Annotated in this window: 19 protein-coding genes; 18 read left to right on the top strand and 1 reads right to left on the bottom strand. The window is 64.5% G+C overall.

The genetic code is table 11. The features are described from left to right. The first annotated feature begins 94 nt into the window (after window positions 1–94). The 11 genes from MEFOE_RS11120 to cbiG all read left to right on the top strand — a co-directional run bounded on the left by MEFOE_RS11120 (window position 95) and on the right by cbiG (window position 13301). Window positions 95–4750 carry a DUF3344 domain-containing protein gene (locus tag MEFOE_RS11120; protein WP_083523448.1) on the top strand — a complete coding sequence of 1552 codons (4656 nt, stop codon included), beginning with the start codon at window positions 95–97 and terminating at the stop codon, window positions 4748–4750. A 10-nt stretch (window positions 4751–4760) separates the two neighbouring features. After that, window positions 4761–5846, top strand: a complete 1086-nt coding sequence (locus MEFOE_RS11115) for a hypothetical protein (RefSeq protein WP_067052090.1) — start codon at window positions 4761–4763, stop codon at window positions 5844–5846. Between the two features lie 138 nt (window positions 5847–5984). After that, entirely contained in the window at window positions 5985–6995 is a 1011-nt protein-coding gene (cobT, locus tag MEFOE_RS11110) for a nicotinate mononucleotide-dependent phosphoribosyltransferase CobT (RefSeq protein WP_067052088.1), read from the top strand. Window positions 6996–7030: 35 nt separating this feature from the next. Next, window positions 7031–7585 (top strand): GMP synthase subunit A, encoded by a 555-nt coding sequence (locus MEFOE_RS11105; protein WP_067052086.1) that lies wholly within the window; start codon window positions 7031–7033, stop codon window positions 7583–7585. After that, on the top strand, window positions 7573–8115 hold the full coding sequence (locus MEFOE_RS11100; protein WP_067052084.1) for a YkgJ family cysteine cluster protein: 543 nt from the start codon (window positions 7573–7575) through the stop codon (window positions 8113–8115). Before MEFOE_RS11105 ends, MEFOE_RS11100 begins: the two co-directional genes overlap by 13 nt. Beyond that, on the top strand, window positions 8108–9310 hold the full coding sequence (locus MEFOE_RS11095) for a TraB/GumN family protein (protein WP_067052082.1): 1203 nt from the start codon (window positions 8108–8110) through the stop codon (window positions 9308–9310). The genes MEFOE_RS11100 and MEFOE_RS11095 overlap by 8 nt, the downstream gene beginning before the upstream one ends. A 621-nt stretch (window positions 9311–9931) precedes the next feature. Next, the gene (locus tag MEFOE_RS11090) at window positions 9932–10450 is read left to right on the top strand and encodes a nitroreductase family protein (protein WP_067052080.1); all 519 of its coding nucleotides are present in this window, start codon (window positions 9932–9934) and stop codon (window positions 10448–10450) included. A 120-nt stretch (window positions 10451–10570) separates the two neighbouring features. Continuing rightward, window positions 10571–11101: a methyltransferase domain-containing protein gene (locus MEFOE_RS11085; protein ID WP_067052078.1), complete on the top strand. Its 531-nt coding sequence runs from the start codon at window positions 10571–10573 to the stop codon at window positions 11099–11101. Then, a complete protein-coding gene (locus tag MEFOE_RS11080) occupies window positions 11102–11716 on the top strand; it encodes a cobalt-factor II C(20)-methyltransferase (RefSeq protein ID WP_067052077.1) in 615 nt (204 codons plus the stop codon). Continuing rightward, window positions 11713–12432: a precorrin-4 C(11)-methyltransferase gene (gene cobM, locus MEFOE_RS11075; protein ID WP_067052075.1), complete on the top strand. Its 720-nt coding sequence runs from the start codon at window positions 11713–11715 to the stop codon at window positions 12430–12432. Before MEFOE_RS11080 ends, cobM begins: the two co-directional genes overlap by 4 nt. Then, window positions 12429–13301, top strand: coding sequence for a cobalt-precorrin 5A hydrolase (gene cbiG / locus MEFOE_RS11070; RefSeq protein ID WP_067052073.1), 873 nt, complete (start codon window positions 12429–12431; stop codon window positions 13299–13301). The genes cobM and cbiG overlap by 4 nt, the downstream gene beginning before the upstream one ends. A 48-nt stretch (window positions 13302–13349) precedes the next feature. Here the strand turns inward: cbiG and tnpB are convergent, their stop codons facing one another. After that, complete coding sequence (gene tnpB / locus MEFOE_RS11065) at window positions 13350–14480, bottom strand: IS200/IS605 family element RNA-guided endonuclease TnpB (protein WP_235809616.1); 1131 nt, start codon at window positions 14478–14480, stop codon at window positions 13350–13352. Window positions 14481–14615: 135 nt separating this feature from the next. Here tnpB and cobJ point away from each other — a divergent pair, with 135 nt between their 5' ends. From cobJ to MEFOE_RS11030, 7 genes are all read left to right on the top strand, one after another. Next, on the top strand, window positions 14616–15392 hold the full coding sequence (cobJ, locus tag MEFOE_RS11060) for a precorrin-3B C(17)-methyltransferase (protein WP_067053255.1): 777 nt from the start codon (window positions 14616–14618) through the stop codon (window positions 15390–15392). Further along, window positions 15382–16011 carry a precorrin-8X methylmutase gene (locus MEFOE_RS11055; RefSeq protein WP_067052069.1) on the top strand — a complete coding sequence of 210 codons (630 nt, stop codon included), beginning with the start codon at window positions 15382–15384 and terminating at the stop codon, window positions 16009–16011. The genes cobJ and MEFOE_RS11055 overlap by 11 nt, the downstream gene beginning before the upstream one ends. Continuing rightward, window positions 15986–17023 carry a cobalt-precorrin-5B (C(1))-methyltransferase gene (locus MEFOE_RS11050; RefSeq protein ID WP_067052066.1) on the top strand — a complete coding sequence of 346 codons (1038 nt, stop codon included), beginning with the start codon at window positions 15986–15988 and terminating at the stop codon, window positions 17021–17023. Before MEFOE_RS11055 ends, MEFOE_RS11050 begins: the two co-directional genes overlap by 26 nt. Then, window positions 17020–17589: a cobalt-precorrin-7 (C(5))-methyltransferase gene (locus MEFOE_RS11045; RefSeq protein ID WP_067052064.1), complete on the top strand. Its 570-nt coding sequence runs from the start codon at window positions 17020–17022 to the stop codon at window positions 17587–17589. Before MEFOE_RS11050 ends, MEFOE_RS11045 begins: the two co-directional genes overlap by 4 nt. A 209-nt stretch (window positions 17590–17798) precedes the next feature. Continuing rightward, window positions 17799–18935 (top strand): hypothetical protein, encoded by a 1137-nt coding sequence (locus MEFOE_RS11040; protein ID WP_153015956.1) that lies wholly within the window; start codon window positions 17799–17801, stop codon window positions 18933–18935. Further along, window positions 18908–19168: a hypothetical protein gene (locus MEFOE_RS11035; protein ID WP_067052060.1), complete on the top strand. Its 261-nt coding sequence runs from the start codon at window positions 18908–18910 to the stop codon at window positions 19166–19168. Before MEFOE_RS11040 ends, MEFOE_RS11035 begins: the two co-directional genes overlap by 28 nt. Before the next feature lie 171 nt (window positions 19169–19339). Continuing rightward, window positions 19340–22024 (top strand): CRISPR-associated helicase/endonuclease Cas3, encoded by a 2685-nt coding sequence (locus MEFOE_RS11030; protein WP_067052058.1) that lies wholly within the window; start codon window positions 19340–19342, stop codon window positions 22022–22024. Window positions 22025–22099: the final 75 nt, after the last annotated feature.

Raw genomic sequence — 22099 nt, 5'->3', positions numbered from 1 at the left:
ATATGTGACAATAGAGTGATCTTACGCGTCTCGATTAGTCTCTCGGCCTCTCCTGGCCTCTCACCAGGATCTTGGCGTGGCAGAAGAATCGTGAATGAAAGACGGAGTTGATAGGGAGATGCGAAAAACATTTCTGGTTTTCTGTATCGCTGCACTGCTGTGCATGACCGCATTCGTTGTACCGGCGATGGCCGCCAACGAAACATTCCCGGCAGACGCCGACGCACAGATCCGATGGGGTGATCTTCCCGGAAATACGAATTATGGCACTCAGACAAGTCTGTATATTCGAGAATCTGGCAATCCTCTGGGGTCTTCAGCTGGTACACTCTATAGGTGCCTTATCCACTTCGACCTCTCGTCGATCCCCGAAGGGGCGATGATCGAGTCGGCAACGCTCTATGGATATATGTACGACAGGGCAGGCGACAGAGAGGTCGGTGCTTACCGCGTGACCGATACGTGGAATGAGTCCAGTGTCACCTGGAATACGCAACCTTCGGTAAATACGCAACCGACCAGTTCGATCGATCCCGGATCGACAGCGAATACCTGGATCTGCTGGAACGTCACGCAGGACGTACAGGCATACGCGGACATTACTGCAAACTATGGGTGGATGCTTGCATTTACAAATGAATCCGCTACTTCTACTTTGCAGAAAGTTCAGATGGGAAGCCGTGAATATTCTGAATCCACGCAACGCCCCTACCTGAACGTAACCTACACAATCCCCCCCCTCGTCCTGACCACGATCGAAGTTTCTCCCGCGACGGCGAGCGTGGCGGTGAACGCCACGAAGCAATTCAACGCAACAGCACTGGACCAGAACGGCGCTGAGATGAGCGGCGTCTCCTTCGCCTGGACGAGCAGCAACGAGACTGTCGGCACGGTGAACCAGACCGGGTACTTCACCGCCCTCGCCGCCGGCGCGACCACGGTCACCGCGTCAGCGGAGAATGCGAGCGGGACAGCGACGATAAACGTGGTTGTGCCGACCTGCGACCTTACCTTCCCGAGTGGCGGAGCACATCCCATCACTGGAGGCACTGTATTCGCCTGCATGCAAAACACCATCCGGATCATCAGCCTTACCAATCTCGGTCCAGGTATGTCTCCTGAAACAGAGGTCGAGGTTCGCTCAAGCGACGGTTTCGTCGGCAGGGTCACCGTCCCCCCGATCGAGCCCGGAGAGAGAGCGCCATTCCTATTCCTCAACGACACGACTATCAGGGAGTCTGGCGGAACTGTGACCTACACCGCCATCATCGACCCCGACAACACCGTCGTCGAGACCGATGAGACCAACAACGCCGTAACAAGTCAGCCAAAAAACGTCAAGTACAACGGCTATATGGGCAAACGCTACTGGGAGAACGGCAGCGACATCAATACAGTGCGGACCTACGACCTCCGCGGCGACATCGTCCACTCTTTCGGCAACAGTCAGTATGTCTCCGGCAGCTTCGGAGATGAGGGCTGGACGAACTATACCGTGACCTGGACAGGGTCTGACCTTCCTCTGCCGGCGGGTGCGACTGTCCGCGACGCCTGCCTCTATGTTCCGTACTGCTGGGACAACACGTATTCGGCGCCTGAAAACGTCTCGATCGATTTCAACGGCGTCCGCGTGCCCTATGTGCACTGGTACCACGATAAGGCGAACTTTGGGGCGTTTGGCGACTTTGTCTACGGTATGATGACCTACAACGTGACCGATCTCTACGCGGCCGGCGCCAGCAACACGGCGCTCTTCACCCGGGAAGGGACCAACGCCAAGATATCGCCAGCCGGGTTCACCCTTGCCGTGATCTACGAAGATGCCTCTGCTACCAGAAAGCAGATCTTCGTCAACGAGGAGTTCGACGCCCTCGGTGCCGATCCCGTGAATTATGGCACGAACGAGAGCGGTGCGACGGCGTATGCGCCGTTCACCGGCAGGGCTATCGATACGGCGACCATCGCCCGTGCGAACCTCACGACCTTCGTCCCGTGGGGCAATGACGGGGAGGGCAACCTGTACTTCAACGGGGACCAGATCGGAACCGGGGTGTGGAACTACGGTCCGCGTGCGGTGGGCGCCTCCGACTCCCCGCAGGTGGCTGTGGACGACCGTGAGGTGACGGCGTACCTGAACGCGACCGGGAACGAGGCGGCGGTCCAGAGTTCTGAAGGCAACCAACCACTGATGGTCGCGGCACAGACCTTCCTGGTCGTCGAATATGCCGATCCCGCCTCTCCCGACCTGACGGTCTCGACCCTCGCCTCGAACTGCGGTCAGGTCTTCTCCGCCTCGAACAACACCTACACCACGAAGGTCACGAACATCGGTAACGCCGCCGCCGGCGCCTTCGCCGTCGAGTTCAACGTGAGCGGCACGACGGGCACTGTCTCCATCGACGGCCTCGCCGCCGGTGCGAACACCACCGTCACCTGGACCGACGAGACGATACGTACCGCCGGTGAGACCGTGACTGTCACAGCGACGGCCGACGTGGAGGGTGCGGTCACCGAATCGAACGAAGAGAACAACCTTAAGACCATCGAGAAGACCGTCGTCGCCAACGGGTACCGGGGCAAGCGGTGGACTGGCGGCGATGACATCCCGACCGCGAAGACCTATGACGTCCGCGGCGACCTCGTGTGGTCGACCGGCGACAGTGCGTACCTGAGCGCCTCGAAGTCTCCGCACTGGACGACATACAGCGCGAACTGGACGTCCGCGGATCTGGCCGTGCCAACCAACGCCACGATCACCGCCGCCCGCCTCTACGTCCCGTACACCTGGGACAAGGGCCCGGTCTTCCCCGACAACGTCACGCTGACCTTCAACGGTGTGACCCCCGAGCGTGTCGCCCTCTACGAGGACGAGAAGATGTGGGGATCCTCGTACCCGTACGGCATGACCGTGTATGACGTGAAAGACGCCTTCAGCAAGGACAGCAACGCCGCCGTGCTCACGAGCACCTTCCCCGGCGGCGGCAACGTCTCCGTGCGCGGGATGGTGCTTGCGGTCGTCTATGACGACGGCGTCACCGCCCCGCATACCGTGTTGATCAACGAAGGCTTCGACCTCCTGTATGGCGGCAGCGGGCAGGGCACAACGCCCGAGCAGGCGACCGCGTATGCGCCCTTCGCCACCGTCGAGAGCGGCGCCGTCGATGCGACGCTCATCACCGTCGCCCCGGGCGCCGGACCGACCGAAGGTGAACTGCTCTTCAATGGCGAGACCTGGACCGACGTCTGGAACTTTACCGGCACCACCGAGATCGGCATCGACGATCGGGACGTGACGGCGTACCTCGGCGGAGAGAACACCGCCGCGTTCCAGAGCAGCGGCGACTGGATGGAGGCCGCCGCCGCATTCCTCGTCGTCGAATACCCCCTCCCGCCCGGCAGCATCTCGGTCGCCTCGACCCCCGCCGGTGCTCTGATCTCCCTTGACGGTGCCGACACCGGCCTCGTCACCCCTGCAACCCTGGAGAACGTCCCGGCCGGCGACCACGTCGTCACCCTGAAACTCGCCGATCACGCCGACGCCTCGACCCCGGTCACCGTCGTGAGCGAGGAGACCGCGACCGTCTCCCTCACGCTGACCACCCACACCGGCAGCCTCGCCGTCACCTCCGCGCCCACCGGGGCTCTGATCCTCATCGACGGCGCCGCCACCGGGAAGACCACCGACGCCACCGTCGACCGGATCGGCATCGGCGACCATCTCGTCACCCTGACGAAGGACGGCTACCGCAGCGCCGGGGCGAACGTGACGGTCCGTCACAACGAGACGACGACCCTCCACCTGGACCTCGTCGAGGCGACCGGAAACATCACCGTCTCCTCCTCTCCCGACCGTGCCAGGATCTTCCTCGACGGTGCCGCCACCGAGTGGACGACGAACGTCACCCTGGAGAATATCCCGGCCGGCGAGCACACGATCACCGTGAAGAAGAGCGGGTATGCCGACGCCGCGAAGACCGTGACCGTCGTCGATAGAGAGACCGTCACCGTCTCCTTCGCCCTCGTCGAACCCTCGGGCAGCATCCTGGTCACCTCCTCCCCTGACGGCGCCCGCATCCTCCTCGACGGCACAGACACCGGCGAGATGACGAACACCACCCTTACCCGCATTGCGCCGGGCGAGCACACCGTCACCCTCGCCCTCGACGGCTACCTCGCCGCCGAGGAGACCGTGACCGTCGCCGCAGGCGAGACCGCAAAGGTCCACCTCGCCCTCGGCAACGCCGCGATCACCCTCCATCCGGGCTGGAACTTCGTCTCGACGCCGAAGACCCTCGACGCCGGAGCGGACTCCATCGCCCTCTTCGACGGCGTCGACACCGACGGCCACTCCGTCCTGCTGTACAACGGCACCCGCGGCTGGGAGGCGATGAGTTCGCAGGAATCGTTCCAGCCCCTCGATGGCGTCTGGATCTTCGCAAACGGCACGTACACGATCCCGCTCTCCTTCGCCGCCGACACGCACGACACCCCCCCGACGAAAGACCTCGACAGAGGCTGGAACGCCATCGGGTTCACCGACACCGTGCCCGAACCCGCGGTCACCACCCTCAGGTCGGTCGAAGACACCTGGGCGACACTCTTCGGCTTCAACGCCGAAGCACAGGCATACGACGTCTCCATCATTCGCGGAGCGACGGGACGCCACGGCGACGACCGCACCATGAACCCATTCCACGGATACTGGATCTACATGAACAACCCGGACACGCTCTGCGTAATCGGAGCATGAAGGTGATGAGGTGAAGATACAGTATTGCTGTGCCCTGATCCTCCTCTGTGCGCTGGTCGCCGGTGTGACGGCCGATGAGAGCGTCCCTTCCTTTCCCCACGAGTTCTGGGGAACCGTGACGATCGGCGGTTCCCCGGCCCCGGCCGGGACCGAGATCATCGCCATGATCGGGGGGACAGGATGCGGTTCGATCACGACGACGAAATCCGGTACATACGGCAGTTCCAGCCGGTACGACGGGAACCGCCTGCTTGTCCTTGCGAACGAAGACCAGGCCGGTGCGACGATCACGTTCCTGGTCGACGGCAAAGAGGCCGGCCGGACCGCGACGTTCACGCCGAACGGCACGACCTGCCTCGACCTGAGCGTCGGCAGTGCCGTCACCCCCACTCCCACCTCATCGAGCGGTGGGAACAGTGGCGGCGGTAGCGGCGGCGGTTCGTCGTCGCCGACCGTTACCGCCGCTGCACCGAGGGTGTACACCGGCCAGGCGTCCCTTGGCTCTTCGAAGTCCGGGGAAGTGCTCGAATCGGTGAAGGTCAGAACCGCCGACGGCAGTGGTTCCGTCACCGTTCCAGCCGGCACGACCGCCCTCGACAGTCGCGGCGACCCCCTCGGCGAGGTCTCGGTCACAACCCTCGACCCCGTCACCCTTCCCCCGGTCCCGGCCGGGAACACCCTCGGCATCGCACTGACCTGCGGCCCTGACGGCGCCACCTTCGACCCGGCCGTCACTCTCACTTTCACCCTCACCGAGGATGAGTGGGCCGGGATCGACGACCCCGCCACCCTGACGGTGTTCTTGTACGACGCCGCCGCCGGCACCTGGCAGGAGGTCCCGGCCACCGTGGATCCAGTCACGAGGACTGTGACCGCACGCGTCTCCCACTTCAGCACCTACGCCCTCGCGTGGCCGTCTGTCCTGAAGGAAGTGACGGCATCGGCAGGACAGGAGGCCGCAGCAGCGACCACCGCCACGCCGCCCGCAGAGACGCAGACTCCCGGCGAAACACTCCCCTTGCCGGTCATCGGCGCAGGGTGCCTGATTCTTCTGCTGGCCGTGATCGGAGTGTATTCCTGGAAGAAGAGGGGATAAAAACCCCTTCTTTACCTGAGACAGGTTAAGAAAAATCGCTCCTCAAAGAAAGATTCAGGCGGCTTTCAGGTACGCCCTGACCCTTTTGCCGATCCTGCCGACGAAGAGAGTATTAAGGCAGGCCCTGATATACCTGATATGGCATTTCTCTCCGAGGTTCCCTCGATACGGTTCTCCAGGCCGCTCTTTGCGAGCGTGCTCGGGAACACCGCGCTCTCGATGGTGCCCGGCGTCTCCGGGGCCGGGTCGTCTCCCAGGATGACGGTCTACACCCCGATCCTGGACGCCGAACTGATCACCACCGGTTCGATCACCTCCATGCCCTACAAGCCGAACACTCCCACCGGGTGCCCGACGCCGGCGGTGATCACGCGGTCGATGATGGCCCTCGCCGGTATCGACCCGGTCTTCGTGAATGCCGGGATGTTCAATCCGCCGACCGTGCCCTGCATCGACGTGTACGGCGAGGCCGCGGGCGACCCCCGCGAGGGGGAGGCCGTGCCGAAGGCGCGGGCCCTCTTCGCCGCGGGCGAGCGGGTCGGCCGTCACCTTTCGCGCTGCGCCGATTTCCTCGTCCTCGGCGAGTGCGTCCCCGGCGGGACGACGACGGCCCTCTGCGTGCTGCGCGCCCTCGGCTACGAGGCGCGGGTGTCGAGCAGTTTCATCGAGAACCCGGTGGGCCTGAAGGAGGAGATCTGCCGGGCGGTGATGGAGAAGGTCGAAAAGGCTGATATCCGGGACTCCCTCGACGTCGTGCGGATCGGCGGCGACCCCATGATGCCGGTGGCCGCCGGTATTGCGAGTACCTATACGGGCACCCTGGTCTTTGGCGGGGGCACCCAGATGCTCGCCGTCGACGCCGTCCTGAAGGGCCTCGGGAAGAAGACGGTGCCCATTGCGACGACCGAGTACGTGCGCAGGGACGCCTCGGCGAACGTGGAGGCGATCGCGGCCGCGATCGGGGTGAAGGCCTATTTTGTCGATCCCGACTTCGGGACCATCGGCGACACCGGCATCGCCCGGTACTGCGAGGGCGAGGTGAAGGAGGGTATGGGTGCCGGCGGCGCCATGTTCCTGGCGCGGCTCATGGGCCACTCCCCTGAAGAGATCAGGTCCGCGATCCTCTCGACCGCGATCTCCTTCCGCTGAAAAATGATATAGCCTGACATCTCCATACCTTTTTGATGCTTCCCATTTTTGTCGTGAACAACCATGGGCAATTCAACCACCTCATCCACCGCAAACTGCGGGACCTGGAGATAGAGGTGGCGATGGTCCCGAACACCACCTCTCCGGCCGAAGTCGAGAAGGGGTGCAGGGGGATCATTCTCGGCGGCGGGCCCACGCTTGAACGCGCCGGCAACGCTGCTGCGTACCTGGACCTCGGACTGCCGGTGCTCGGCATCTGTCTCGGTCTCCATATCATCGCGACGGCACGCGGCGGCATCGTCGGGCCGGGCGCCCACGGCGGGTACGGCGGCGTCGCCGTCGAGATCGCCGGGAAGAGCGAGATCCTCGCGGGCTACCCGGACCAGATCCATGTCTGGGCCTCGCACGCGGACGAAGTCAAGGCGGTCCCCGAGGGCTTCGCGGTCTATGCCCGGTCGGACATCTGCCCTGTCGAGGCGATGGGGTCTGAGACGGACCGCATCTACGGGGTCCAGTGGCACCCCGAGGTGAGTCACACCGAGAACGGCGACCTGGTCTTCCGCAACTTCGAGAGGATATGCGGGGAGTAGACGACCTCGCCGACGAGGTCATGAAGATCGGGTTCGCCTGTACGCGGTGCGGCGCCTGCTGCACCGAGGTCTCCGGGGACTCGAACCTTGTCATCGTCTCGCCGGCCGAGGTGCGGGCGGTGGCCGGGGCGGCGGGCATCCCTGCCGACGAGGTCGCGGACCCTTTCCCCGAATATCTGGACGGCGAGGACGGCCGGCGTTTCACCTTCGACTGGTGCCTGCGGCGCGAGGGCGGACGCTGCCGGTTTCTCGGCGATGGGCGGTGCAGGGTGTACGCCGCCCGTCCCTGGATCTGCCGGACCTACCCATTTATGCTCGACGGCGACCGACTGATCGTCTCGGAATGCCCGGGCCTCGGGCGGCCGATCGGTCGGGAGGCGGCGGTCGCCCTTGCCCGCGCCCTGCTCGATCGGCAGAAGGCTGAGGCCCGTGAGGAAGCAGGGATCAGGGCGGTCATGGAGGCCGTGCCGGTCCCGTCAGGAAGTGTTGCGGTGATTGACAGCGAAGGAGTGTGGGTCGTTCATGGGTGAGATCAGGCTTGTCGGAACGGCGCATGTATCGGAGAAGAGCGTCGAAGAGGTGCGGGCGACGATCGAGGAGTTCTCGCCCGATATCGTCGGGGTCGAACTCGATCCCGGAAGATATTCGGCTCTCCGGAAGGAGCAGGCGCCGCCGAAGGTCGAAGAGGTCCTGAAGGCCGGGAACTTCTCGCAGATCCTTTTCCAGTGGACTCTGGCCTATCTCCAGCGCAAGATCGGGATGGACGTCGGGGTGGAACCGGGCGCGGAGATGGTCGCTGCCATCGAGGAGGTGGAGAGCCGCGGCCTGCCCCTGGCTCTCATCGACCGCGATATCAGGCTGACCCTGGCCCGGTTCTGGCAGGGGATGACCCTCTGGGAGAAGGTGAAAATGGTCTACGCCCTGGCGGTCTCTCTCGGCGGGACCGAGGACCAGAAAGTGGACATCGAGGCCCTGAAGAACCAGGACGTCGTCGCCGTGGCTCTGGAGGAGTTCAGGAAGTTCTCGCCGAACGGGGCGCGGGCCCTCATCGACGAGAGGGACGCCTATCTTGCCCGCCGCCTTCTCGACCTCTCGCGGCGCTACGACCGGGTGATGGCGGTGATCGGCGCCGGGCACGTGCGGGGCGTGGAGCGTTACCTTGCGGCGCCCGACCTCCTCCCGTCGGACGCGGAACTCACCGCGGCGCCGAAGACGTACCCCTGGGGGAAGATCCTGGGTGGGATCGTCGTCGTGATCTTCGCCCTGCTCATCATCTCGATCGCCTTCTCGGGTGTCGGGGCAGGTGTGCTCGTCTGGGCGGTCCTGTACTGGGTGCTCATCAACGGCGTCCTTGCGGCGGCCTTCACCCTTGCCGCGGGCGGCCACCCCCTCTCGGCGGCGACGGCCTTTGCGGTGGCGTGGGCGACGTCTCTCAACCCCCTCGTCGCCGCGGGCTGGTTTGCGGCGTTGACGGAGGCGAAGATCAGGAAACCTTCGGCCGCGGACTTCCAGAAGATCATGGACGCCGCAAACTTCTCGGAGATGCGGAAAGTTCCGATCTTCCGGGTGGTGCTTGTCGCCGCCCTCGCCAATGTGGGCTCGACTCTCGGGACGATCGCCTACTTCGCGTTCATCTCCCCGATTCTCGGGATCGACCCGACGGTGATCATCCCGCAGGGCTTTGCAAACTTTGTCGGATGGCTCGGCAGTCTCCTGCCGTTCTAACTTTTTTTTGGACGATTCGTGTCGGTTTTTTTCATCGAGGTCATCCCAAAACTGATCCGAACCTTCATGCACGCCGATGAAAGGACTCACATTCGGTTCTGAAAAATCCTGTTCTGGCGTCTTGTCCGGGGGGTTTCACCCCCCGATCCCCCCATCATTGCGAGAGGGAGCGGAGGGCAATCTCCTTCATCAGGATCTCTCTTCCCTGACCCTATCCTGTTTCGGGGGTCCGGGGGCGTAGTCCCCCGGCAGAGAGGCAGGGGAAGGCGGGGGTTTCGCACGATTCTTCAGGGAATTCAGGAAGATATCGACCCGAACATGATATTCTCTCCCGGTTCCTGCATGCAGAGATGGGGGGAATGAACGAGAGTTTTGGGATATGCTCATCCTTTGCGTCTCCTCTTCCCCCTTCCCCGGCGCTATCTTAATTTCGGGGGTCCGGGGGCAACGAGAAGGTCGAAGACCTTCGAGGCAGTCCCCCGGCGGACACCGGGGGGCAGTCGGCGGACCGGCATCCCATATTGTGGGCTTCCCCTGCCGACCGGAAGACTCCTCTCCTCCGCCCCCACCCGAATCCCCCTCTGCGCAAATCTTATCCTATTTCACGGCCTAGTGAGGAGCATGTATCTTGGTCCGAACCTTGGGCTTACCATCATCAAGACGCGTCACTCCATCAGGCAGTACAAGGATGAACCCATCGAGGAGAAGATCATCCAGAACGCCCTGGACTGCGCCCGTCTCGCCCCGACGGCCAGAAACGAGCAGCCGTGGCTCTTCGGCGTGGTCCAGGACAAGGAGACCCTCGCGAAGATCGCCGGTCTCGCCGACCACGGGAAGTTCATCGCCGGCGCCCAGGTCTGCTTCGCGGTCTTCGGCAAGAGGGACGCGAAATATTATCTGGAAGACTGCTCCGCGGCCACCACCCAGCTCATCCTCGGGCTGTGGGCCTATGGCGTCGGCTCCTGCTGGGTCGCCGGGGAGAAGAAGGAGTATGCCGGGGACGTGCGTGCGCTCCTCGGCGTCCCCGAGGAGTACACCCTCGTCTCCCTCCTCCCGGCCGGGTACCCGAAGGAGTTGACCATCGCCGAGAAGAAAGACCTGGACGACCTCGTCTTCCGGGAACGCTATTCCGGGAACTGAACGGCGCAAGGCCGTTCCCCCCGATCTTTTTTTCCCTGTCGTGTGCCATCGCCTGATTTCCGGGTTTCGTGGCCGCGGAAAACAAGGGTTATTTACCCTGCGCAAATCACCTTTACCTACATGGACAGGGGACTTTCGGGTGGCCCGACGCAGGACGAGGTGGCGGCCGTGGCACTCTGGCACCTCGGGATCGTGCCGGGGTGCGCCGTCGCCGATGTCGGGTGCGGGACCGGGAAGATCGCGGTCGCCGCCGCCCGCACGGCCGGACGGGTGATCGCGATCGACCGCCGCCCCGAGGCGGTCGCCGTGGCACGGCAGTCGGCCGACGAGGCCGGGGCCGACAATATTGAGGTGGTCTGCGGGGAGGCGTCGGAGGTTCTCAGAACCGCCGGCCCCCTCGGCGCCGCGTTCGTCGGGGGCTCCCGCGACCTCGAAGAGGTGCTCGGCGTCCTCGCCCGGACGGTGCGGGGCCGTATCGTCGTCGACTGCGTCCTCCTGGAGTCCCTGGAGCGGGCGGTGAAGGAGATGCAGAGACTCGGCATATTCAGGGAGGCCGTCTCCCTCCAGGTCGCCCGCACCCGCCCCCTCGGCACAGGCCTGATGTTCAGACCGGCGAACCCGGTCTGGCTCGTCATCGGGGAGGTGGCCTGAGTGCTCGTCGGCGTGGGCATCGGCCCCGGCGACCCCGAACTCCTCACCGTCAGGGCGGCACGCCTGATCAGGGAGGCGGACGCCGTCTTCGTGCCGGGCAGGGTGGCGGCGACGATCATCGCCCCGTACCGCACCGACGTCGAGGTCCTCTCCTTCCCGATGACCGACGACGAAGCGTATATCTCCCGGTGCATCGAGGAGAACGCTGAGAGGATCGCCCCCCATGCGCGGGACGGCCTTGCGGTCTTCTGCATCCTCGGCGACCCGAACTTCTACGGCACCTTCTCCCGCCTGACAGAGGTGCTCGCCGCCCGCCACCCTAACGTGGCGTGCTCGACAGTCCCTGGCATCAGCGCCATCACCGCCTTCGCCTCGGTCGCGGGCGTCCATGTCGCCGGCGGCATCGGGGTGAGCGACGGGTCCGAGGAGGAGGCGCGTCTCCTCCTGAAGGTGAAGAGGCCGCAGGAGACGGCCGCCCGTCTCCGCACCGAGGGCTTCGACGACTTCGTGCTGGTCGAGAAGATGTACATGGACGGCCAGCAGGTCGTCAGGAACGACGCCCTCCCGGAGGAGAGCAGTTACTTCAGCGTCCTGTTTGCGAGGAAGAAGAGATGACGAAGACAGTGTATTTTGTCGGCGCAGGGCCGGGCGACCCCGACCTGATCACGGTGAAGGGCAACGCCCTCCTGATGCGGGCCGACGTGCTCATCTATGCGGGGTCGCTCGTGAACCCGGCGCTCGTCGCCAGGTCGCCGGCCCCGGAGAAGTACGACTCCTGGGGCATGAAACTCCCGGAGATGGTCGGGATCATGCAGGAGGCCGCCGACGCCGGGAAGTGCGTCGTCAGGCTCCACTCGGGCGATCCCGCGCTGTACGGCGCGATCGTCGAGCAGATCGCGGACCTGGAAAAGGCCGGGATCGAGGTCGAGGTCGTCCCCGGCGTCTCGTCGATGTTCGGGGCGGCCGCCGCCCTGAAGACCCAGTTCACCCTCCGGGGCGTCTCAGAGTCGGTGATCGTCACGCGGCCCGCGGGCGCGACCCTGGAGAGCGACCAGATCGCCGAGTTCGCACGGACCGGGGCGACGCTGGTCGTCTTCCTGGGGACTGAGCACATGGAGGAGGTGCTCGCCAAGGCCGCCTGCCCGCCGGAGACCCCGGCGGCCGTCGTGTACCACGCCACCTGGCCAGACCAGATCGTGGTGCGGGGCACGGTCGCCGACATCGCGGCGAAGGCGCGGGCGGCCGGGATCGAGCGTTCGGCCCTGATCATCATCGGCGGCGTGGTCGACGCCACCAGGTCGGCCTACACCAACTCGGACCTCTACGGATGACGACGGCGGTCATCGCGCTGGAGCACTTCGAGGACGAGGCCAGGCGGCTTGCGGCGGCGATCGAGGGAGAGTTCCTCCCGTACGCCCCCGACGTCTTCGAGCGTGCCTTCGCCGGCTTTGACCGGATCGTCGCCCTGATGTCGGCCGGGATCGCGGTGCGGAAGTGCGCCCCCCTCCTGGCCACCAAGTGGCGGGACCCGGCGGTCGTCGTCGTGAGTCCTGACCTCCGCTTTGCGGTCCCGGTCCTCGGCGGCCACCACGGGGCGAACGACCTCGCCCGCGAGATCGGGGCGGCGATCGGCGCCGTGCCGGTCATCTCGACGGCGACCGAGGCCCTGGGCCGCCCCTGCGTCGAGGGCGTGGCGGCCGCGACCGGCACCGTCATCGCGAACCCCCCATCCACCCTGCCGGTGAACGCCGCCATGCTCGACGGCGACGTGCCCGTCTATACGGTCGGCGGCCCGGCGATCGTCGTCGCCTCCTCCGCCGTCTCCGTGCTGGTGCGGGGCGGGGAGTACGTCGTCGGCGTCGGGTGCCGGCGGGGCGTGCCGGCGGCCGCGGTCGAGGCGGCGATACGCTCGGCCCTTGCGGAGGTCGGGGTCGGGCAGGATGAGGTGCTCGTGTACGCCACGACCGAAAAGAAACGCGACGAACCGGGCCTTCGAGACGGCGTCGCCGCTCTCGGCGGCGTCCTCCTCTGCCTCCCGGACGCGACGCTCAACGCCCTGACGCCCCCCTCGCCCTCGCGGGCCGGGCTCATCGGGCTTGTCGGGGTCGCCGAACCCGCCGTGCTCGCACTCGCACGCCGGGGCGAACTGGTGCTGAAAAAACATGTCTATGGGGATGTGACCGTTGCAATCGGACGGTGAACTACCCCGCGCCTGTTGGTGGGCGTGGCTTCCTGCTTCATTCTCCCTCTACTGAGGCGAGTCCACAGGCTCAACGGTGCGTTCCGCACCTGATACCCCGACAAGGTTCTGTTCTTGCAGGGCGAACTTCTTGATATTGATCGCCGCGTTGATATCGCGGTCGTGATGGGTACCGCAATCGGGACAGATCCATTCTCTGTCAGAGAGGGCAAGATCCTGTTTGAGATACCCACAGTTACTGCATATCTTTGAGGAGGGATCGAATCTCCCGATCTTCAGGAGCGTCTTCCCGTACCTCTGACACTTGTATTCCAGCATCGTGAAGAACATGCTCCACGAAACATCCCCGATCCCCTGCGCCAGATGATGATTCTTCATCATCCCACCAACATTCAACGATTCCACTGCAATGGCTTGGTTCTCGCTCACGACTCGAAAAGAGAGTTTGTGCAGGAAATCGTTTCTCTGGTTGGCGGTCTTCTCATGGCACCGGGCAAGTCTCTGGATCGCCTTCTCCCGGTTCTTCGATCCTTTCTTCTTCCGCGAAACCATCCGCTGCAACACTTTCAGGCGCTGAAGGGAGGTCTTCATGTAGTGGGGGTTCTCGATCTTCTCTCCGGTAGAGAGGGTTGCGAAGTCCTTCAGCCCGACATCGATCCCGATGGTGGTGTCCAGAGAGAACGGTGCAGGTGCTGGCTCGGCCACCCCGTCATCGACAAGGATGCTGACAAACCATTTTTTGGTGGAAGTCACGGAAACAGTGGCGTACTTCATCTTGCCGGTGAAGACGCGGTGGAAGACGGTCTTAAACTCACCAATCTTTGGGAATTTGATCTTCCTCTGCTTGAAGTTCACGCGATAATGCTGCGGCACCTGAAAAGACTGTACTGGATTTTTCTTCGACTTGAACCGGGGAAATCCCTTCTTCTCCCTGAAGAAGCGGGTGAAGGCGTTGTCGAGGTTCTTGTTTGCACTCTGAAGTGACTGGGAGTTCACTTCCTTGAGCCACGGGTGTTCTTCTTTGAGTGCGGGAAGACGGTTGTTCAGGTCGAAGCAGGAGAGTTTTCGACCTTCCTGTTCGTATGCCCGGATCTTCTGCTCCAGAGAATTGTTGTACACAAACCGACAGGCATGGATGTGTCTCATGAGGAGCGTTACCTGCTCCCTAGAAGGGTACATCCGATATTTGTAGGCTTGGAGCATACAAATGTTATTAAGTGTTATAATATGGTATATTTTTCTGTAATGCAAGTGAATACATCAGAAGAGCGGCTCTGTATTCATCCTCGGCCTGAAGACCGGGTTCTTCCCGATCTGCCACCTTCACCCTCGCAAAATAAATCAGGAAAACTCTCCGTCGTGGGCATCGGCCCCGGCGGTATGGCGCAGATGACAGGCAGGGCCGTGGAGGCGATCAAGGAGGCGGAGTACGTCGTCGGGAACGCCTTCTACCTGGACCAGATCGCCCCCCTCCTGCCGGGAAAAGAGGTGGTCAGGAGTTCGATGGGCCGCGAGGTCGACAGGGCGAAGGCGTGCATCGACCTCGCCCGCGACCACCGGGTCGTCATGGTGAGCGGCGGCGACCCCGGCATCTACGGGATGGCGAGCATCGTCCTCGAAGTGCTGGACCGCGCCGGGGAGACGGTGGACTGGGAGGTCGTGCCTGGCGTCACGGCGTCCTGCGCAGGCGCCTCCCTCCTCGGGTCGCCCCTCTCCGGCGACCATGTCACCCTCTCCCTCTCCGACCTGCTCACCCCCTGGGAGGAGATCGAGCACCGCCTCGACCTCGCCTTCCAGATGGGCGTGCCGATCGTGCTCTACAACCCGAAGAGCCACGGACGGCCGGAGAACCTGGGCCGCGCCCTTGCGATCGCCGCCCGCCACCTCCCGCCGGAGACGCCGGTGGGTCTTGTGCGGAACGCCTACCGGGACGGCCAGGAGACGGCGACAACGACCCTCGGCGCCCTTGCGGAGGACGACGCCGCGGTGGACATGCGCACGGCCGTCTTCATCGGCGGGAAGGAGACCTTTGCGATGAAGGACGGCGGCATGCTGACGCCGCGGGGGTATGGGAGGAAGTATGTATATTGATCCGGGGGCAGACACGCCCGAAGGCTACACGATCTCGAAGACGAGCCGCGCCCTCGCCAGACAGGTGATCGGCGATCGGACGCCTGAGGACAGGATCAGGCAGAGGTGCGCGATCTCGGTCGGCGACTTCGTGATGGCTGACCTGGTGCGGTTCAGGGGCGACGCCATCTCTGCCGGGCTTGCGGCCCTCGCCCGCGGCGCCCCGATCGTCACCGACATCCACATGGTGCAGATGGGGATCCGGAAGAAGGAGCACTCGTCCGAGGTGCTCTGCGCCCTGGACTTCGGCCGGGAGATCTCCGCGGAACGGGGGATCACCCGTTCCTCCGCGGGCCTCATCGCATTGCGCGACCGCCTGGACGGCGCGATCGTCGTGATCGGCAACGCCCCTTCGTCCCTCCTCTCCCTCTGCACGATGGTGCGGGAGGAGGGCGTGCGGCCGGCCCTGGTCATCGGGATGGCCGTCGGCTTCGTGAATGCCGCGGAGTCGAAGGAGGAACTGCGCACCCTCGACGTCCCCTCGATCTCGACGCAGGGGACGCGGGGCGGGACGCCGCCCGCGGTGGCGGCGATGAACGAGATCGTCACGATGCATGTGGAGCAAAAAGGTGGGGAGTGAGGAGAGGGTCGTCGACCCGGTGACCGGGTACGCCTATCCCGACGAGTGGGTCGCGAGGTGCGAGGACGCGGCGGCCCTTACCCTCGCCGCGTCGGGCCTCGGCGTGCTGACGGCCGACGGCCGGGTGCTCAGGCGGGGCTTCACGACCGGGACGACGGCCGCGGCCGCGGCGAAGGCGGCGGTCCTCTCCCTCGGGCGGCCCGTGGACGGGGTCGCCGTCACTCTCCCCTGCGGCCTCAGGGTCGCGGTGCCCGCCCGCGGCGAGGGGGGCCGGGGCGAGGCGAGAAAGGACTCGGGCGACTACCCCTCCGACGTCACCGCGGGCCTCCTCTTCGTGGCGACGGCAGAACCGGCCCCCGCGGGCGTCGAGGTCGTCGCCGGCGAGGGTATTGGGAGGTTCGTCCGCGACACACCCCGGTACCGTGCCGGGGACGCGGCGGTCAGCCAGACGGCCATGGCGTCGATCGAGAGGGCGGCCGACGAGGCCAGAAAGGAGGTCGGCCGTGCCGGCGTGCGTGTCGTCCTCGCCATCCCGGAAGGCGCGGCCGTCGCACAGAAGACCCTCAACCCCCGTGTCGGCGTCGAGGGCGGGGTCTCTGTCCTCGGGTCGACCGGCCTTGTTGAGCCCTGGGACGACCACCTCTCCGAGGCGGCCTTCGAGAGGATCAGGGGGGCCGAGCGGGTGGTGCTGACGACAGGCAGGACCGGCCTCCGCTATTCCCGCCTCCTCTTCCCCTCCCACGAGGCCGTGCTCGTCGGTGTGAACCTGGGCCGGGCCCTCGACGAGGTGCGGGGCAAGGCGGTGATCTGCGGCCTGCCCGGCCTTGTCCTGAAGTTCATCGACCCCGACGTCCTCCGGGGGACAGGGTGCGCCACGGTGGAGGACCTGACCGCCACGCCGGCCTGGCCCGGCGTCCTGGAACGGGCCTTCGCACGCTGCCGAGAGGATCACCCCGGCGTGCGGGTCGTCGTGGTGGACCGGGCCGGAACGGTCCTGGGGGACTCGGGATGAAGGTCGTCGGCGTGGGCTGCGGCCCGGGCATGCTCACCGGGGAGGCGGCCCGCGTCATCTCAGCCGCCGCCCTCGTCTATGGTTCGGCCCGTGCGATCGCCCTCGCCAGACCGCATATCCGCGACGGGTGCGAGGTGCACGAGATAGACGACTACAAAGCCCTCCGCTCCCTCCCGGCCGACGCGGTCGTCCTCTCGACCGGCGACCCGATGCTCGCGGGCCTGGGCTATCTCGGCGGCGAGGTGGTGCCCGGCATCTCCTCGATGCAGGTCGCCTTCGCCCGCCTCGGGGTCTCGCTGGTGCGGGGCGTCGTCGTGAACGCCCACGGCAGGGACCACGCGGCGGCGGTCACCCTCGCGGCCGAGGAGATCGGCCGCGGCCGTGTCGTTTTCCTCATCGCCGACCCGGCGTTCTCGGTCCCCGACCTTGCGGCGGCGCTGGACGGCGAGGTGCGTATCGCCGTCTGCGAGGACCTCGGCTACCCTGAGGAGAGGATCGATGTCGGCACGGCGGTCGCCCCGCCGGTGCCGGTGTCCGGTCTCTTCGTCGTGGTCGCGGGGTTCTGAGCCGCCCGAATAACGTTCCGACTTTCGGCTCTTTTGCCTCCTCTTTTTATCCTCTCTCTTCCACCTTTTCGTCGGTGCGGCGTCGCCCGGACCGATGCGGCGGCCCGCACAGGAGGACTGAAAAACATGCACGAGATCTCAGGATGTCCCGGGTCCGCGGATCAGGGACTGTACGGCCAGACGAATGGAACCTGCACAGAGGGAGAGAAATGCCGTGCGATGACAGGATAGACGGCAGCCTTCATGATTCCCCGTGCGCCAACACCGGATCCAGGAAGACCGCCACCACCACGTCGGCGTCCGCGGTATTAAGTGCATCGAATGGTGTCCACACCACCGGCCCGGTGCCCCTGTACCTCATCGTCCCTACTGTCATGGCCGAGGTGAAGAGGCTCCACGTCTCCATCCCGTACGCACGGCGGGTCCACTTCTCCGCCACCACGAACCGCCGGAACCCCGGCATCTTCTTTGACCTGATCAAGGCCTGCGCCCTCCTCCACCGGTTCGAGCGCGAGGACTACGGCGGCGGCATCCGGGCCGACAGGTCTGACTTCGAGACCGCCGCCAGGATCTATGCGGCGATCAACAGCGATGCCGGCGGGCAGGAGACGAAACTGACGAAGAACGAGGCCGCGGCGATCAAGACGGTCGAGGCGATGGGGTGGAGCGTGTTCACGATCCGCATGCTCCAGGACGCCCTGGGGCTGTCGTACCAGCAGACCTACCGGATCCTCCACGGCTACGCAAGCCGCGGCACCATCTACTCGGGACTGCTGGAGAAGTGTCCGGCGGTCAGTTACCTGGACACCACCGTCTCTTCGGATGTCGACGGCTACCTGGTCCGCCGGCGGGAGCACCTCTTCTCCTTCGACCCGGAGGCGTACCGGCGGTGGACGGCCGGGGCCCATGTCTGGCTCGACCGCGACCCGCCGGACGACGACACTTTCGCACCCGGAATGCACCGGGATGGCACCGAAGATGTGCAGAGGACGGGGACGGAGGGACGGCCCCGGAGTACCTATTCTAGAGAGAAGAGAGAGAGATCTCTCTCTCATAGTACTCTATTGCACCAGACTGAGGGGGCACACACCACCCCTGATCCGCGGGTGGCTGCGGGTGTGTGTGTGTGTGCGATCCGTGTGCAGGTGAACACAGGGGAAGGGGGATGGCCAAGAAGACCCCGATCGAAAATCACGTCCAGAATCGCTCCCCGTTTGGTGGCAACCCGGAAGTGCAGGGCGGTGCAATCAGGTGCGGCAGTGCAAACCGGGCCGGGGTGGTGCCCCTGCCGGGCGTGCTATGCGCGGCTTGTGCGGGCGTGGAATGGGGGGAGGGGGATCGCGTGATCCCCCTGGACCCGCTGCAGGCGCCGGCGTTGGTGCTCGGGATGGTGGGGGCGGTGCTGGTGGCCGGGAGGGGTGCGGGCGTGCGGGCGTGTGGATTTTTTGCGTGGGTGGCGGGAAATTTGTTCTGGGTGGCGTATGGGATCGTGACCGGGAACCCGTACGTCGTGGCGATGTTTGTGTTTGTCCGGGGCGACAGCACCGTGATTCCAGTCTGGCTGGCTTACACGGAATGAAAAAAATACATCTTCTAAACCGTTCGTCGTTCCTATCCGGGCATTATCTTCACCCTCCACCAGAAATGTTTATCCTACAAAATGTAAAAGAATAATTTCGGCGACGTCCAGACGTAAAAATATCCAAAGCATTATTCTTCACGATGTCTGCCTCCCGTGAGATGATACTCAATGAATTCCTCCTTCCCCCCCTCGTATTTCCGGTACTGGGGCAAGGGGCTGACGGAGAACGACCCGCACACCGTCCACCTCCTGCCCTACCATGCCCTCGATGTGGCCGCAGTCGGTTCTGTGGTCCTCGGGGCCGACGCCCTCCTGCAGGACCGCATGGCAAACGCTCTGCAGGTTCCCGCACCTCAGGTCGTTCCCCTCGCCTGTTTCCTGCTCGCCACCCATGACATCGGAAAATTTTCCACGCCTGCCTTCCAGTTGATGGAGCCCTCAGTAGCGCGATCCCTCCAGGGTGCGGAAGGCGCATGCCTCCCCGGCTACCACACGGACCTGGGTTTTGCCCTCTGGAAAGATCACATCCGGGACGACAGAGGCTGCAAAGGTCTGCTGTCCTTTGGCGTCGGGATCGATCCCGACGAATGGTGGGAAATTATGTCTCCCCTTCTCAAGGCCGTCTGCGGCCATCATGGTACCCCGCCAGAGGATGTCAGCCTGATCGGGCGTTCCTTCCTTCCGGCCGATATCGAGGCGGCGGAAGAATTCGTTCGGGATTCTGCCGCACTCTTCTTCGGCGACGGGCCGGTGCCTCTCCCCGCCGAAGACCGCCCTGCAAAACGAACCGCACTCTGTTCATGGCTCCTTGCCGGGTTCTGTACTCTCTGCGACTGGATCGGATCGGACCAGAAGTACTTCCGCGCCCGTCAGGACCAGGTCCCTCTCCGGGAATACTGGAAGACGGCATTGCGTGAAGCAGAAAAGGCGGTCCGGGAAAAAGGCGTCATACCGGCACGGCCCTCCGCAGAGCAGGGGCTCGAAACACTTTTCCCCGACACATTCCCAAAAAATACGCCCACCGATCTCCAGCGCTACTGTGCCGAATGCCCTATCGGGACCGGTCCTCATCTCTTTATCATCGAGGACACCACGGGCAGCGGGAAGACGGTGGCCGCCGTCACCCTTGCCCACCGCCTGATGGCGCAGGGAGCCGGGGAGGGTATTTTCTTTGCTCTCCCGACGATGGCGACGTCCAATGCCATGTATGCCCGGATCATGAGGACGTCGGACGCTCTGTTTGAAGATGATTCATACTCCCGGATCCTTGCCCACTCTGCCAACCGTCTCTACAAGGTCATGCAGACATTCCTTGACGGAGGGACAAACCGCGGCGGGGCCGGTCCCGGTGACGCGGGGGCGGCATGGCTCTCAGACAACCGGAAAAAAGCCCTGCTCGCGCAGGTCGGCGTTGGGACCATCGATCAGGCGCTCCTCTCCATCCTTCCGGTGCGGCACCAGTCGCTCAGACTGCTCGGGCTGGCCAGGAACGTCCTCGTCGTGGACGAGGTGCATGCCTGTGATCGCTATATGCACGAACTGCTCCAGAGACTTCTTGAGTTCCATGCCGCGTTCGGTGGCAGTGCGGTCCTGCTCTCGGCCACGATGACGCAGCAGCAGCGGGAAAAACTGGCCCGCAGTTTCGCGCGCGGGGCGGGATGGGCGGTGCCTTCCCTCGGGTCGAGCACCTATCCTCTGCTCACCCATCTTTCGTCCGCCGGGCCGCCTGACGAACACTCCTTCACCGATGACAGGGAGAAACGCGTCGCGGTCAGGTTCATCGCATCGGTGGAGGAAGTGGAAGAGGTGCTGATCGAGACCACCCGTTCTGGTGGGTGCGCCTGCTGGGTCAGGAACACGGTGGACGATGCGGTGAGGGCCTATCTACGGCTGAAAGAGGCACTGCCGGTGGGCACGGTCAGCCTGTTTCATGCCCGGTTCGCCCTCGCCGACCGTCTTCAGATCGAAAAATCGGTGACAGATACATTTGGAAAGGAGAGTACGCCAGAGGTCAGGGCCGGGCAGGTCCTCGTCGCGACGCAAGTCGTGGAGCAGTCCCTCGACCTCGACTTCGACCTGATGGTCAGCGACCTCGCGCCGGTGGACCGTCTGATACAGCGGGCCGGGCGTGTTCACCGCCACGCTCGCGGCCCCCGCGGGGAGGCCCGCCTTCTTGTCCTCTCCCCCCCGGTCACCGACGATCCCGACGAGAAATGGTACTCGGCCTTCTTCCCCGGGGGTGCGCGGGTGTACCCCGATCCCGCCCGCCTCTGGCTGACGGCCAGGGTCCTCGGCGACGCGGGGGAGATTGTCGTCCCCCGCGATGCCCGCCTCCTTGTGGAACGGGTGTTCGGGCCGGAGAGCGAGGCCGCCATCCCTGACGGTCTCAGGAGGGCGGCCGCACAGGTGCGAGGCGAAGAGAATGCCGATGCCGCGTTTGCAGCGGAAAACGCCCTGAAGTTGAAGAAGGGATACATGGTGACCGAAGGGCTGTGGGCAAGCGACGTCCGGACACCGACTCGCCTCGGTGAACCGACTGTCACGGTGCGACTTGCCCGGTGGGACGCCGAGCAGGTTCGGCCCTGGGCGGAGTTCCCCGACCCCGGGATCGCCTGGGATCTCAGTCAGGTGAGCGTGAGGGAGAGGTATGTGGCCGGGGAGGCAGAGTTTGCCCCCCCGCTTGCTGAAGCGGTGGAGAAGGCCAGGGTGCGGATGGGCGGCAGGGGAAAGGATGTCGTGATCGTCCCGCTCCGCCCGGTCGGCGAGGCGTGGGAAGGGTCGGCACGGACCTGTTCTGGAAAAAAGATTGTCTTGAGGTACGATCCGACCATCGGACTGAGGAGGGATTCCTGATGATCGACAGGTATATATTGGATGCACTTCTCATAGGTGGATCAATGGCAAAAATATGTGGTGAGATTATAGGAG

The sequence above is a fragment of the Methanofollis ethanolicus genome (assembly GCF_001571385.1).
GTDB lineage: Archaea > Halobacteriota > Methanomicrobia > Methanomicrobiales > Methanofollaceae > Methanofollis > Methanofollis ethanolicus.
This window is presented reverse-complemented; position numbering and strand designations above follow the sequence as displayed.